We start from the raw sequence: 13,286 nt of genomic DNA, 5'->3' as shown, positions 1-13,286 counted from the left end.
GCCTCATGAAAAAAAACCTTGCTCCTCTGCTGGCCGCTGTGGCCTTTTTGGCTGCCTGCGACCCCGAGAATTCCGCCACGCCCATTCCCGCGCCCGACATCTTCATTCTCAGCGAGGGCGAATTTACCAAGGGCGACGGGGCCGTTAGTGCCTTCAACAGCCGCACCAACGGCTTGGCCGTGGACTATTTCGGCAGCGCCAACGGCGGCGCCAAGCTCGGCGACGTGGTGCAGCACATGGGAGTGCAGGGCCAGCGCGGCTACATCGTGGTCAACGGGTCGAAGAAAATTGAGGTGGTGAACCTGCCCGATTTCAGAACGGCCGGCACCATCAGCGGGCTCGACCAGCCGCGGTATTTCACGGCTACTTCGGCCACCCGTGGCTACGTCACGGAATGGCGCGGCCCCTATACCGGCTACCTACCCGGTGTGCTCAGCATTCTTGACCTCAGCACCAACACCGTAACCAGCCGGGTGCCGGTGGGCCGCAACCCCGAGCACCTGTTGGCGCTGGGCGGCAAGATTTACGTGCCCAATAGCTTGGATAATACCATTTCGGTGGTCGACGAGGCCACTGGCGCGCTGGCCTCAACCATAACGGTGTCCGACGGTCCGTCGAGTATGGTGGCCGATAAGGACGGCAACATCTGGGTGCTGTGCTCGGGTTTTGTGTCGTATGCAACCGGGGCCGCGGTCCAGGTTTCGGCGGGTGCCCTCATTCGCTTCAATCCCAGTGTGCCCAGCGCGCAGCTAAAGTTCACGTTTCCGGCCACGAGCAGCCCCGGCAGTCTGCGCATCAACCCGGCCAAAGACCAACTCTATTACGGGTTTGGCGGGGCCGAGTACCAGATGAGCGTGGCCGCGACGGCACTGCCTACGGCGCCGTTTATCCGGCGCAGCTTCTCGGGCTTTGCCATCGACGCCCGCGACAACCGGATTTACGCCGCCGTGTCGCCCAGCTACAACACCAACGGGCGCTTCATCCGCTACCAGGCCAGCGGCGTGGCCATCGATTCGTTTGAAGTGAAAGTGGGCCCCAACGGCTTCGTGTTTTACTAAGGCTTGTTTCTCCTCCTTCCTCTGCAAAAAAGGAAAGGCCCTTACCGCGCGGTGAGGGCCTTTTTTGTGGAGAGAAGCGCTGCTGATTTTATCCGCAGTACCGCCAGTTTAGTCGGCGATGCCGTCGTGGTTGCGGTCTTTGGCGTCGGCGGCGGCTTTGTATATTTCTTTGCCGGTGGGCTGGCGGGGGCCGGTTTCCCGGGTCATGCCTGCCGTGGTCGAGTCGCCGGCGGGCGTGCCATCGGCGTCGGCAGCAGGGCCTTTCTTGGTGTAGCCGCGCTCTACGTTGGTGTCGCCTTCTTTGGTGCCGGAGCTGCAGGCGCTAAACGTGGCGGTGAGGGCGCAGGCCAGGGCGAAGGGGCGGAGGAGTTGTTGAAACTGCATGAAAGAGCGTAGGTGAAGGAGTTAAGAACCAGCAATGGCGCAAGGTAGAAAAATAACTTGCCGCCGCGCAACCCGAACCTTGCGGCCAGGGTACGGTTGTAGCGATAGCCGTGGCCGTTTGGTTGCGCACGGCCCAGTTATCCAGGCGCCGCAAGCGCATTCCCATGCTCCTTCGGCGCGACCAGGCCAGCGGTGCAGATTTGGGCGAGTGGGACCCCGCCCGGACGAGTTCCAAGTGCTGCCGTTGCGACTGCCTTCTGACAAGGGCTTGCATACCAGTGAAATAGTCAAAACAATGAATGAATAGTACGCAGCCAATAATGGGCAAGCGGTGCGACCAGAACTCCTGATTTTATTGGGGTACTATCCGGAATCAATCAGTTTTATTTCCTATTTTCACCTTCCCAATTTATCAACTGATGCCCGTTCCCCTCCGCCAACGCCTTCAAAAACGCATTGCTGCCTGGCCCTGGCCGCGGGTCGGGGTGTTGGCCGGCATCAGCCTGGGATTGGCACTAATGCTGGTCTTTTATCTGTTTGGGGTGAGTGACCATTTTTTCGGTCGACTTTTTTCTGCGTTTCTCGTACTGTTCTGGCTGCTGGCGGTTACGTTTCTGGCCGTGGTGCCATTCGTAACCTGGGCCACCGAGCACTGGTTTGGGCGTGGCTGGGCGGAGGCCTCTACTCCGGTGCCGCGTCCGCGCCGGGCTAGCAGTGGCTCACCAGCAAATCGTTCTTTTTCTTCACCGGCCCCCTCGCGGCGGCCCGAAACTCGTTAAAGCTCTTGAAAACCAACCTACTGCATATCAAAAACATGGTGTGCCCCCGGTGCGTCGAAGCCGTGCACAACCTGTTGGAACGGGCCGGCTATCATCCCAAAGCGGTGACCTTGGGCGTAGCTGAACTCGACGACGCCACCCCCGCCAACCCCGAAGACTTAGCCCCGCTGCTGCACGCCGCCGGCTTTGAGCTGCTGATGGGCCGCGCCGAGCAGCTCACCGAGCAAATCAAAACCGTGCTGGCCGACTATTTGGAGCACTTGCGCACGGCGCGCTCGCCGCTCACCACTTCGGCCTTCCTCACCGACCGGTTTGCGGCCACGTACTCGCACCTGAGCAAGGTATTTTCGCGCACCGCGCACCTCACCATCGAAAAGTATCTGATTCGCCTCAAAATTGAGCGCGTAAAGGAGATGCTAAGCTATGGCGAGCTGACCCTGAACCAGATAGCCGACCAAATGCGCTACAGTTCGGGCCAGCACCTAAGCAACCAGTTCCGCCAGGTAACGGGCTATTCGGTGAGCGAATTCCGCCGCCTGATGCTGCCCGAGCGGGTGTCGCTCGACGCACTGGCGTAGTATCATCCCATCAAATTGAACTTAACAAAAGGCGACCCTGCATAGGGTCGCCTTTTTCTTTGCTGGCCTGTGAGGCTGCTAAGCGGCGTAGGTGCGGCACGCATCAAGGCACGCTTTGCAGGCAGCCGCGCACTGCTGGCAGTGGTCGTGGGAATGCTGGATGCACTCGTCGTGGCATTTCTGACAAATTTCCATGCACTCCTTGAGCACGTGCGGGGCATGGTCGGAGCCTCGGGAAATGTAGGCGGCCGTGAGGCGGCAGATGTCGGCACAGTCGCGGTCGAGGCGGATGCAGGGCACCATCATCTTAATGTCTTCCTCGTCGAGGCAGGCGTCGGCGCACATTTCGCAGGCGGCAATGCAGCGGCTGAGAGCGTCGGTCACGGCGCGATTATCCTTACGGGTGCGGGGAGAAGCAGTGTGTGCGTGCATGGTAAAGTTATTTGGTGGAAAAACAGTGTTCTACTGTTCAATGGTTTACGAAGAAATGGAAAGCAAGGGGTGTGTAAAATTTATGCCACGAGCCAACAGGATAGAGCTATCTGATTGTCACCACAGCAATGGCTTTACCCGTTGCCTCAAGCCCCTTGGGCGCGGCCAGAATCATTATGGCGGCGTTTCAACAGCTTCTGATGCTGGCCGTGCTACCTAGTGGCCCGTGGCAAAAAGGCAAGGCCGCCGTGACACCGCCAACTATGCCCGAACTTTGTCGGAAATGAACCCCGGCCCACTTCGCCGGGTTAGTTGCTGCCGTGCCGACTGTCTCTCCTCGCATCCTGCTGCTTACCCCGCCGCTCACGCAGCTCAATACCCCGTACCCGGCCACGGCCTACATTAAGGGGTTTCTGGGCGGGCGCGGCTACGCCGTCACCCAGGCCGACATGGGCTTGCAGCTGGTGCTACGCCTATTTTCGGTGGACGGCTTGCAGCAGGTTTTTGCGGAGATTGAAGCTGGCCGCTTCCGCCTCAGCGACAACGCCAAGCGGATGCTGCGCCTGCAAAACCGCTACTTGGCCACCATCACGCCGGTCATTCGCTTCCTCCAGAACAAGGACCTAACCCTGGCCCCGCGCATTTGCCACGGCCGGTTTCTACCTGAAGCCAGCCGCTTCGACAATGTGGCCGACCTGGAAACTGCCTTCGGCACGATGGGCCTCACCGACCAGGCCCGGCACTTGGCCACGCTCTACCTCGAAGACCTGGCCGACCTTATTAAGGAAACCGTGGGGCCGCACTTCGGCTTTTCGCGCTACGCCGAAAAATTGGCCCTCTCGGCCACCAGCTTCGAGCCGTTGCACGAGGCGCTACAAGCCGCGCCCAACCTCCTCGACCGCCTGCTGCTGGAGGAATTGGACGCAGTGCTGGAACGGGTCAAGCCCGACATAGTAGGCTTCACCGTGCCATTTCCCGGCAACTTATACGGCGCCCTGCGCCTAGCCAAGCGCATCAAGGAAATCAGCCCGGCCACGCACACCATCATGGGCGGCGGCTACCCCAACACGGAACTGCGCACCATTCAGGAGCCGCGCTTTTTCAATTACATCGATTTCCTGACCCTGGACGACGGCGAAGGCCCGTGGCTGCGGCTTCTGGAATATTTAGGTGATTCGAAGCCCGAAAAAGAACGTAGTGATGAGCGCAGTCGAAGCAGCTCTCGCGCGCTGGTAACTTTTGCTAACAGCAGCGAAGCGGGAGAGCTGCTTCGACAAGCTCAGCAGGATGGCCAGGAAGTTAACGACGCCGAAGACGAGGTTCACTGCACCCTGCAATCCGTACTCTATAACCCGCCCGGCCGCGACCAGCTTCAGCGTACGTTTCTGCGCAATGAGCAGGGGCAAATCGAGTACATCAACCACCCGCACCCCGACGTGCCGCACCACGAGGTAGGCACGCCCGACTACTCCGACCTGCCGCTGACGGAATACCTCTCGGTGCTGGAAGTGCTGAACCCCATGCACCGGCTCTGGAGCGACGGCCGCTGGAACAAACTCACCGTGGCCCACGGCTGCTACTGGAAGCGTTGCTCGTTCTGCGACGTCACGCTGGACTACATCTCGCGCTACGAAACCGCCCCCAGCACGCTACTGGTCGACCGCATCGAGCAGATTATCCAGCAAACCGGCCAAACCGGCTTTCACTTCGTGGACGAAGCCGCGCCACCCCTTGCCTTGCGCGACCTCGCCGTGGAGCTGCTCAAGCGCCGCGTGGCCATCACGTGGTGGGGCAACATTCGCTTCGAAAAAACCTTCTCGCCCGACCTCTGCCGGCTGCTGGCCGCCTCAGGCTGCATTGCCATTTCGGGCGGGTTGGAAGTGGCCTCCGACCGCCTGCTGGCCCTCATGGAAAAAGGCGTGACCATTGCCCAAGTGGCCCGCGTGGCCGATGGCTTTACCCAGGCCGGCATTATGGTGCATGCCTACCTCATGTACGGTTTCCCCACCCAAACCGCCCAGGAAACCGTGGACAGCCTCGAAGTGGTGCGCCAGTTGTTCGCCGCCGGCGTGGTGCAAAGCGGCTATTGGCACCGCTTTTCGATGACGGCCCACTCGCCGGTGGGCAAAAACCCCGCGAAGTACCAAGTGACCGCCATTGGCCCCGAACCCGCCGGCTTCGCCTGGAACGACCTTTGGCACGACGACCCCCTCGGGGCCGACCATGAGACCTTCGGCCCGGGCTTGGCCAAGTCGCTCTACAACTACCTCCACGGTGTGGCCCTCGACGAACCGCTGGGCTTCTGGTTTGATTTTAAAACGCCCCGGCCCACTACCCCGCGTCACCTCGTGCAGCAGGCCCTGCAAGCGCCCGAAAAGCCAGATTTTGCCAAGCAAAACCAACGCCTGTTCTGGCTGGGCAACGCCCCGGAAATCCGCATCGAGCAAGGCAAAAAGGCATCCCGCGCCGTGCTCACCTGCTACGAGCAAGCCGAGGATTTCGAAGTGAAAACCACCGAAACCACGGGCCTTTGGCTGCACCAACTGCTCACCCAGCTCAGCCACGATTACGACACCAAAGTGCTGCTGAAGGAAGCCGCCGCTACATTCCCGACGGGGGAGGGGACGTTTGAAGCCTTTCTGCAAAATCCGGCGTGGATTCTAATGCGAGAAAAGGGCTTGCTGCTGATTTAACGGCCGAGCTTGCGAGTCATTTGGGCAGCGTCAAGCTAATGGAGCCACGACGAGCGGAGGAATTGTGGCTTGGTAATGCGGGCTATTGCGCCGTCGCGCCCCGCAGCCACTCCACTACTTCGTTTGGCAGGCCGGGGCCAAAACGAGGGCTCAGGCCATCGGGAATCAACAAATCGGGGCCGGTGGTGCGATAGGTGCGCACTGTGGCCCCGCGACGGCCTCCCAGGGCATTGCGGAGCGTAGCGGCTTGTTGGTTGAAGGCAGCCCCGCCGAACAAGCCGAGGACGGGCAGCTTACGTTTCTTCAGCGCCCGAAACGCGTCGCGGCCAGTCGGGTCAAGCGCAGCATTCTGTGCAATAACGAAGGCTGTGCGCGGGCCGTCGGGCGCGGCCAAAACCTGCGCCACTGCCGAAGCCCGGCCGCCGGTAGCCCACACGCCGATGCTGGCGGTGTCGGCGCCGGGCGTGCTGCGCAGCAGGCGCAGGGCTGCCTGTAGGCGCGGCGCTTCGGCGGGGGGCGCTGCCGAGTCGGTGGCCGGCAGTACCAGCACAATAAGGCCCTCGCGGGCCAGGGCATCGGCCCACAAAGCGGCGGCTGGCGCGGTGGCCGCATCGGGTAGGAGTAGGAGGGCAGCCCCCGGCGTGCCGGTGTCGGAGGGGGAGAAGAGCCAGGCGGAGCCATTGTCCTGCGGCAATTCTTCGACCCGGTAGGTGCTGGGCGTGGGCGCTCCGCGCTTCAGCAGAATGGCCTCGGCTTTGGTAGAATCCAGCATCAGCGAACCGCGCCAGAAGTCTCCTTCTTGAGTGAGGGTAAGCACTTGGCTAGGCCGAGCCGGGCGCGTGAACTGCAATTGGTTGTTGCGGAATACGATAGTGTCGGAGACGAAACTGAGCGTGCCGGTGGTAGGCACGCTCAGCTCGGCTTCGTAGTGGCCGGGGCTGGGGTGCCGAATGTCGAGGGCGGCGCGGACTTCGGGTTGTCCGGCTACCGTGATGCTGCCCTCGTAGTGCCCAACGGGCGGCGGGGGAGGGGTGGCTTCCGAGTTAGACTGGGATTGGCAGCTGGCTACTTGCAAGCCCAGGCACAGCAGGGCCACGAACCGGGCCAACTGGCCGCCGCGGGTACTCATCAAACGCATCAATGCAAGCATAGGCATTCCCAAAAGTAGCCGGTTTAGCGCCCGGCCATGCCTTTGCGCAAAATGAGGTCAGTTTGAATGTCTTGGCCCAACCGGAATTCGTGCTGGCCAATTTCCCGAAAGCCGAACCGCTGGTAGAAGGCGCGCGCCCGTTCGTTCTTTTCCCACACGCCCAGCACCACGGCGGAGCAATGCAACTGCTCGGCCAAGGCCAGAATGCCCCGCATGAGGGCCGCGCCGAGACCGGTGCCCTGCCAGTCGTCGCGCACGTACAGGCGTTCTATTTCGAGGCGACCGGCGGCGTCCTGGCCGTTGGGCAAGCCGAGGGCGGAGTTGTCGCGCAGCTTGGCGTAACCCACCAACTCGGCCTGCATGTGGGCCAGCAGGAACGTATTGTCGCGGTCTTGCAACTCGGCTAGCTGAATATCGGGCCCGAAGTTTTCGCCCAGGTAAGCGGCCATGTCGGCCGGCGTGTTGGTGGTGGCGAACGTGTCTTGGAACGTGCGCCGGCCGAGGTCGGCGAGTTGGGCGGCGGTAACGGGGTTGGCCTTGGCCAGGGAAATGCGCAGGGGTGATGACATAATGCAAAGGTCGAGCAATGCCCGCCGATTTACAGCATTTCGTTGGTTTCGCGGTCTTGGCCGGGCTTCTCGCCGCGCCGCATGCGCAACCCCATGCGCACCAGCAGCCCGCTGGCCAATAGCCCTACGAGGTTGACGGAGAGCTTCATGGCATCTGGACTGTAAGAGCCCATTGTACTCCAGCTATACACGGCTACGTACACTTTAAGCAGCAGCCCCACGCCCATCAGGCCACCGCTCAGCATGAGTAGCATGCCTACCAAACGGCGCGTAGTGGGGGGAAGTGGACGAGTAACCATGGGTGTCCTGTGCATACGCACCGGCCAAAGTTGGAGTTGGGGTCTCCCCTAAATCAGGTTGCTTATCCGGTTCTTTGGCGTAATTTCGTACCACCAAGTCATCCCGCGAGAGTAGCTCAGTTGGTAGAGCATCAGCTTCCCAAGCTGAGGGTCGCGAGTTCGAACCTCGTTTCTCGCTCATTGTAAAACAGCCACTCTGCTTCGCGGCGGAGTGGCTGTTTTGGTTTTTGGTCAGTTACCAAAAAATTGGCGCTGGTTTTTTCAGGGAATGCAGCAGGCCAGCCGTGCGGTTGAGCGGCTGGCCTAACGGCAGCTATTTCTTTAGCACCAAATAGCCGTAGGCGGGCAGTACCACCTCCGTGCCCAGCGCAACGGCGCCCCCTTGCAAGGCGTTGGTCCAGGATGAGTTAGCCAAAGCCGTTGGCAGAGTGTAAAGGGTGGCCGAACCGCGCACGTTGACCAGCACGAGGGCTTGCTCGGTGCCGGCGGTTTTGGTGAAGGCGCAGACGCTGGCGGTGCTGTAGGGAGTAGGTGTGCCCTGGCGCAAGGCGGTGCTGGCCGCACGGGCTGCCAATAATTGTTTGTAAGAGCGCTTCACGTCGGGGTTGACGCCCCACTGTACTTTCACTGAGGTGAAAGGAAAGGGAATGGCTGCGGTCATGCCCGCTTCCTGGCCGTTGTATATCATGGGCACGCCTTTGTACAAGGCGGTAATTACGAAAGCTGACATGGCTCCTGCTTTCCCCCCAAACAAGGCCACCGGGGTGCCATCCGAGCCGTTGACGTCGTGGTTGGTTATGTAGCGCACCACCTGCTGGGTGCCCGTGGCGCCCGTGTACTCGCTGTTGTTGAGCGCATCGAAGGTGGTGGCCGGCGCGCTGTTGCGGTACACGTTGTAGATGCCGCCGTAAAAATTAAACCCGAAGTTGTAGTCGAAGCCCGACGCGAAATTGGAGGGGCGGGTGCCCTCGGCCAGCAGCAGCAGCTTGTGGGTTTTGATGTTGCGCAGCGTGTCGGTGGCTTGCTTCCAGAAGTCGTTGGGCTGGAAGTCGGCATAATCGAAGCGAAATCCGTCCACGTTGGCCGTGTACACCCAGGATTTCAGGGCCGAAATCATCTCCAGGCGCATGGGCATGCTGTTGAAATTCAGCTGGGCCACGTCGTTGTAAGTGGTGCCGTTGTTGGAAGGAGAAACGATGGTGCCGGCTGCATTTTTCTGGTACCAGTCGGAGTGTTCTGTAACCCAGGGGTGGTCCCAGGCGGTGTGGTTGGCCACCCAGTCCAGCATCACGGTGAGGCCGCGGGCGTGGGCGGCGTCCACCAGGGTGCGCAGGTCGGCCAGGGTGCCAAATTCGGGGTTTACCGCCTTGTAGTCGCGCACGGCGTAGGGCGAGTTCACCCCGCGCAGCTGGCCGATGGGGTAGATGGGCATCAGGTACAGCACATTCACACCCAAGTCCTTGATGGAATCCAGCCGTGCCGTAACGCCGGCGAAGTTGCCGCTTTGGCTGAAGGCCCGCATGTTCACCTGGTACATCACGGCATCGGCGCGTTCGGGCACCCCGGCGAAGGGCGTGCCGTACTGGGGCGGGGCGGGGTCGGTGGTGGGCGGCGGGACAGGGTCGGGTGCCTGTGGCACGTCTTTTTTGCAGCCCGCCAGCAGGCTGCCGGCCACGAGCAGCGCCAAGCTGTTTTTGAATAGAATACGACGAAAAGACATCAGAAAAGGATTAATAAAGAGTGTAGAGTTAATGAGCAAAGCGCCCGTAGTTACTTCTTAACCGGCTTGAAGCTGACCGCCGCGCCGCCGCCGGGGGCCAGCTGCAGCGTGAGAGCCGACTTGCTGGTGACCACCTGCCGGGTGATGCGGTAGGCCATGGGGTTTTTCTGCCAGTCGGCACCGGTACCGTCGGCGTAAATGGTGGCCTCGTAACGCTGGCCGGGAGTAAGAAAATTCAACTTTATCGGTTGTTTCCGAGCGTTTTCGTCGGTGATGCTGCCGAGGTACCACTCGTCCTTGCCCTTGGCTTTGCGCACGGTGGTGAGGTGGTCGCCGGGCTCGGCGGCTAGGATGCGAGTGTCGTCCCAGTCCACGGCCACGTCTTCGATGAACTGGAAGGCGTCGAGGTGTTTTTCGTAGGCTTCGGGCAGGTCGGCGGCCATTTGCAGCGGCGAGTATAGGGTCACGTACAGGGCCAATTGCTTGGCCAGCGTAGTGTGCACCTGCTTGCCCTGGTTGCGGGTGGGGTTCCAGCTTTCGAGCTGAATTTGGAAGATGCCGGGCGTATAGTCCATGGGGCCGCCCATGAGGCGGGTGAAGGGCAAAATGGTTTCGTGCTCGGGCGGGTTGCCGCTGCTCCAGGCATTGAACTCGTTGCCGCGGGCGGCTTCGCTGGCCATCCAGTTGGGGTAGGTGCGGTGCAGGCCGGTGGGGCGCACGGCTTCGTGCATGTCGACCATTATTTTATTGTCGGCCGTGAGCTGGGCGGTGCGGTTGTAGTGGTTCACCATCCACTGCCCGTCGTGGTGTTCACCGCGCGGGATGATGCGGCCCACGTAGCCGGTTTTCACGGCGTCGTAGCCGTACTGCTTCATGAAGCGGTAGGCGGCGTCCTGGCGGCGCTCGTAGTTGGTGACGGAGCTGCTGGTTTCGTGGTGCATGATGAGCTTGACGTTTTTGCTGGCGGCGTAGCGCTGCAATTCGCTCACGTCGAAATCCGGATAAGGCGTCACGAAGTCAAACACTTCTTCTTTCCAGTTATTGGCCCAGTCCTCCCAGCCCACGTTCCAGCCTTCCACCAGCACGCCCTGAATGTTGTGCTTCGCGGCAAAGTCGATGTAGCGCTTCACGTTGGCGGTGTTGGCGCCGTGGTGGCCGTTGTCTTTCAAGGATTTCCAATCGGTGTCGGCCAGCTTGATGTTCGACACGTCGGCGTAGTTCCAGCTGGCGCGGTTCACGTGCATTTCCCACCATACGCCCACAAATTTCTGGGGCTGAATCCAGGTGGTTTCCGTTAGCTTGCTGGGCTCGTTCAGGTTTAGTATCAGCTTGCTGGCCAGCATGGCGGGGGCGTTGTCGCTCACCACCACGGTGCGCCACGGCGTGTGCTCCGGTGCTTGCAGGTAGGCCTTGGCGCCGGTGCCGGTGGCGTCGGGCACCAGCTGACTGGTGAGGCCAAAGCTCTTGGTGTCCACGTTCAGGAACATGGCCGGGTAGTTCACCAGCGCCGCCTCGTGGATGTTGAGGTACAGCCCATCGTCGGCCTTCAGCATGAGCGGGGTTTGCACCCGGTTGGGCGCGGCTTTCAGCTGAATGGCTTCAATCGGAGTGGTATTCACCTCGCTCACGCGGCTGGTGGTGTAGGTGTACTCGTTGGAATCGTAGTCGCCCGGAATCCAGAAGGCCTTGTGGTTGCCGGGCAGGTTAAATTCGGTGTGCTCGTCCTGCACCGTGAAGTAGGCCAGGTTGGGCTGCGCCGGAAACTCGTAGCGAAAGCCCACGCCGTCGGCAAACACGCGAAATACCACATCGAGCAAGCGGCCGGGCGCCGCCGGCTGGCGCAGGTGCACCGTGAGCTGCTGGTAGTGGTTGCGAATGTTCTTCACCTCGCCCCACACCGGCTGCCAGGTCTCGTCCACGTCCTTGGTTTCGCTGCCCACCACCACCAGTGGGCCCTCAAAGCCCTTGCCATCGGCGAAGGAAAGGCCCAGGCGCGAAGCTTTAATGACCGGCTTGGCGCCGAAAGCGATGGCATAGCCGGGCCGGCCATCCGGCCCCAGGGCAAACGTCAGGCTGACCTTGTCCAGGCGGGCGGTTAGTGGTCCGGGGGCTTGCGCGGTGGCGCGGTATCCGGCCGTCAGCAGCAGCAATACCAACAGATAATTTCTCATTGTGAAGTTTTAGAATGATGGCAAATCTCGCGCCGGGGGGCCGGCTGCCACCAGTCACTTTGTTAGAATAAGGTATTGGAAAGGTTGTAAAGTCAATTGAGACAGCGCAACGGACTGGCCGTCGAACGCATTGCGCCAGCCGGCGGCGCCCACGCTGGCGGGCACCTGGTAGCTAACCGGGGCATTGCGGAGGTTCACCAGCGTCAGTACCTTTTCGTTGCCGTCGATTTTGGTAAAGGCGCATACGTCGTCGGTGCTATACGAGGCCAACGCGCCGTTGCGCACGGCGTTGCTGCCGTTGCGGAAGCGAATTAGCCGCTTGTATTCCTGGGTCAGTGGCGATTTCACAGCCCAGTTGATGGGCTTGCGCGGCCCCATGAAGGGGATGCGCTCGGGGTGGCCCACTTCCTGGCCATTGTAAATCAGGGGCACGGCCTTCATGTAGGACGCCACCACAAAAGCGGCCATGGACCCACGCTCGCCCCCAAACAGCTGCTGTGGCGTGCCTTCCCAAGCGTTAACGTCGTGGTTGGAAGTGTAGCGCAGCATGCGGGCCGAGGGCGGGGTGTCGCGGTAGTTGGCCGTGTTCACCGAGTCGATGAGCTTCACGCTTTTGCCCTGAGCAAAGATGTCGTGCTTGAGCACGTTGATGAAGCCGAAATCGTAGCACATCTGGAAGCCGCCTTTCAGGTAGTACTTCTTTTTATCGCCCTCGGCCAGCAGCAGCAGCTTGTGGGTTTTGATGCTGTTGAGATTTTGCAGGGCCTCCGTGAAAAACGCCTGCGTCGGCCCATCCGCGTAGTCGAAGCGGTAGCCGTCGATGTTGGCCGCGAACACCCAGTAGCGCAGGGCGCTAATCATGGCGGCCCGCATCGCGGGCTTGGCAAAATCGAGCTGGGCAATGTCCTTCCACTCCGGAATCGGGTTCACGATGGCGCCGCTGGCGTCGTGCACGTACCAGTCGGGGTGCTGCGCAACCCAGGCGTGGTCGAAGCTAGTGTGGTTGCCCACCCAGTCCAGCATCACGGCCAGGCCGCGGGAGTGGGCGGCGTCCACCAGCGCGCGCAGGTCGGCCAGCGTGCCGAACTCCGGATTTACTGCCGTGTAGTCGCGCACTGCAAACGGCGAATCCACCGCCCGTAGCTTCCCAATGGGGAAAATGGGCATCAGATACACTACGTTCACCCCCAGCGCTTTGATGGAATCCATTCGGGCCAGCACGCCCCGAAAAGTCCCTTCCTGGCTAAACCCACGCATGTTGACCTGGTAGATGGTCGCGTTCTGGCTGGCCGGCACGCCGGCGAAGGGCTTGCCATATGGTGCGGGGTCTTTGGATGCAACTTTTGCCGCGGTTTGGGCTCCGGCCGAGCCCGCCCCAATCAAACCGGCCAGCAGCGTCAGGGAGGAAAAAAAGGTGCTTTTATTCATAAGATACTTTTGTGTTATGCTTGGC

Annotated in this window: 12 protein-coding genes and 1 tRNA gene; 5 read left to right on the top strand and 8 right to left on the bottom strand. The window is 61.1% G+C overall.

Annotation, left to right across the window (positions count from 1 at the left end; translation table 11 throughout):
* Nucleotides 1-5: 5 nt before the first annotated feature.
* Nucleotides 6-1,058: a YncE family protein gene (locus tag I2I05_RS13985; RefSeq protein WP_196282890.1), complete on the top strand. Its 1,053-nt coding sequence runs from the start codon at nt 6-8 to the stop codon at nt 1,056-1,058.
* 108 nt (nt 1,059-1,166) lie between these two features.
* On the opposite strand, the gene I2I05_RS13980 is transcribed toward I2I05_RS13985, so the two are convergent.
* Nucleotides 1,167-1,442, bottom strand: coding sequence for a hypothetical protein (locus I2I05_RS13980; RefSeq protein WP_196282889.1), 276 nt, complete (start codon nt 1,440-1,442; stop codon nt 1,167-1,169).
* A gap of 419 nt (nt 1,443-1,861) precedes the next feature.
* Here I2I05_RS13980 and I2I05_RS13975 point away from each other — a divergent pair, with 419 nt between their 5' ends.
* Both I2I05_RS13975 and I2I05_RS13970 read left to right on the top strand, forming a co-directional pair.
* Nucleotides 1,862-2,221 carry a hypothetical protein gene (locus I2I05_RS13975; protein ID WP_196282888.1) on the top strand — a complete coding sequence of 120 codons (360 nt, stop codon included), beginning with the start codon at nt 1,862-1,864 and terminating at the stop codon, nt 2,219-2,221.
* A gap of 5 nt (nt 2,222-2,226) precedes the next feature.
* The gene (locus I2I05_RS13970) at nt 2,227-2,799 is read left to right on the top strand and encodes a helix-turn-helix domain-containing protein (RefSeq protein WP_196282887.1); all 573 of its coding nucleotides are present in this window, start codon (nt 2,227-2,229) and stop codon (nt 2,797-2,799) included.
* A gap of 78 nt (nt 2,800-2,877) precedes the next feature.
* On the opposite strand, the gene I2I05_RS13965 is transcribed toward I2I05_RS13970, so the two are convergent.
* Nucleotides 2,878-3,231, bottom strand: coding sequence for a four-helix bundle copper-binding protein (locus I2I05_RS13965; protein ID WP_196282886.1), 354 nt, complete (start codon nt 3,229-3,231; stop codon nt 2,878-2,880).
* Nucleotides 3,232-3,551: 320 nt separating this feature from the next.
* On the opposite strand from I2I05_RS13965, the gene I2I05_RS13960 reads away from it, so the two are divergent.
* Nucleotides 3,552-5,924 (top strand): B12-binding domain-containing radical SAM protein, encoded by a 2,373-nt coding sequence (locus I2I05_RS13960; protein WP_196282885.1) that lies wholly within the window; start codon nt 3,552-3,554, stop codon nt 5,922-5,924.
* 82 nt (nt 5,925-6,006) lie between these two features.
* On the opposite strand, the gene I2I05_RS13955 is transcribed toward I2I05_RS13960, so the two are convergent.
* The 3 genes from I2I05_RS13955 to I2I05_RS13945 are packed head-to-tail and all read right to left on the bottom strand — an operon-like array spanning nt 6,007 to nt 7,942.
* Nucleotides 6,007-7,080: a dienelactone hydrolase family protein gene (locus I2I05_RS13955; protein ID WP_196282884.1), complete on the bottom strand. Its 1,074-nt coding sequence runs from the start codon at nt 7,078-7,080 to the stop codon at nt 6,007-6,009.
* Between the two features lie 17 nt (nt 7,081-7,097).
* Complete coding sequence (locus I2I05_RS13950; protein ID WP_196282883.1) at nt 7,098-7,643, bottom strand: GNAT family N-acetyltransferase; 546 nt, start codon at nt 7,641-7,643, stop codon at nt 7,098-7,100.
* A 29-nt stretch (nt 7,644-7,672) separates the two neighbouring features.
* A complete protein-coding gene (locus I2I05_RS13945; RefSeq protein ID WP_196282882.1) occupies nt 7,673-7,942 on the bottom strand; it encodes a hypothetical protein in 270 nt (89 codons plus the stop codon).
* Nucleotides 7,943-8,047: 105 nt separating this feature from the next.
* Here I2I05_RS13945 and I2I05_RS13940 point away from each other — a divergent pair.
* A tRNA-Gly gene (locus I2I05_RS13940) sits at nt 8,048-8,120 on the top strand.
* Between the two features lie 135 nt (nt 8,121-8,255).
* Here the strand turns inward: I2I05_RS13940 and I2I05_RS13935 are convergent.
* Genes I2I05_RS13935 through I2I05_RS13925 form a run of 3 tightly spaced genes read right to left on the bottom strand, consistent with a single transcriptional unit; the run spans nt 8,256 to nt 13,261 of the window.
* Nucleotides 8,256-9,662 carry an alpha-amylase family glycosyl hydrolase gene (locus I2I05_RS13935; protein ID WP_196282881.1) on the bottom strand — a complete coding sequence of 469 codons (1,407 nt, stop codon included), beginning with the start codon at nt 9,660-9,662 and terminating at the stop codon, nt 8,256-8,258.
* Between the two features lie 50 nt (nt 9,663-9,712).
* Nucleotides 9,713-11,833, bottom strand: coding sequence for a glycoside hydrolase family 97 protein (locus I2I05_RS13930; protein WP_196282880.1), 2,121 nt, complete (start codon nt 11,831-11,833; stop codon nt 9,713-9,715).
* 54 nt (nt 11,834-11,887) lie between these two features.
* Nucleotides 11,888-13,261: an alpha-amylase family glycosyl hydrolase gene (locus I2I05_RS13925; RefSeq protein WP_196282879.1), complete on the bottom strand. Its 1,374-nt coding sequence runs from the start codon at nt 13,259-13,261 to the stop codon at nt 11,888-11,890.
* Nucleotides 13,262-13,286 lie beyond the last annotated feature (25 nt).

This window comes from Hymenobacter jeongseonensis (assembly GCF_015694725.1).
In the GTDB taxonomy this organism is placed as follows: Bacteria; Bacteroidota; Bacteroidia; order Cytophagales; family Hymenobacteraceae; genus Hymenobacter; species Hymenobacter jeongseonensis.
Note: the sequence above shows the minus strand (reverse complement) of the source record. Positions and strands in the feature narration are given on the sequence as shown.

Coding starts and splice junctions, on each gene's coding strand:
- I2I05_RS13985 (WP_196282890.1), top strand. CDS start 6: ATGAAAAAAAACCTTGCTCCTCTGCTGGCCGCTGTGGCCTTTTTGGCT.
- I2I05_RS13980 (WP_196282889.1), bottom strand. CDS start 1,442: ATGCAGTTTCAACAACTCCTCCGCCCCTTCGCCCTGGCCTGCGCCCTC.
- I2I05_RS13975 (WP_196282888.1), top strand. CDS start 1,862: ATGCCCGTTCCCCTCCGCCAACGCCTTCAAAAACGCATTGCTGCCTGG.
- I2I05_RS13965 (WP_196282886.1), bottom strand. CDS start 3,231: ATGCACGCACACACTGCTTCTCCCCGCACCCGTAAGGATAATCGCGCC.
- I2I05_RS13955 (WP_196282884.1), bottom strand. CDS start 7,080: ATGCCTATGCTTGCATTGATGCGTTTGATGAGTACCCGCGGCGGCCAG.
- I2I05_RS13950 (WP_196282883.1), bottom strand. CDS start 7,643: ATGTCATCACCCCTGCGCATTTCCCTGGCCAAGGCCAACCCCGTTACC.
- I2I05_RS13945 (WP_196282882.1), bottom strand. CDS start 7,942: ATGGTTACTCGTCCACTTCCCCCCACTACGCGCCGTTTGGTAGGCATG.
- I2I05_RS13935 (WP_196282881.1), bottom strand. CDS start 9,662: ATGTCTTTTCGTCGTATTCTATTCAAAAACAGCTTGGCGCTGCTCGTG.
- I2I05_RS13930 (WP_196282880.1), bottom strand. CDS start 11,833: ATGAGAAATTATCTGTTGGTATTGCTGCTGCTGACGGCCGGATACCGC.
- I2I05_RS13925 (WP_196282879.1), bottom strand. CDS start 13,261: ATGAATAAAAGCACCTTTTTTTCCTCCCTGACGCTGCTGGCCGGTTTG.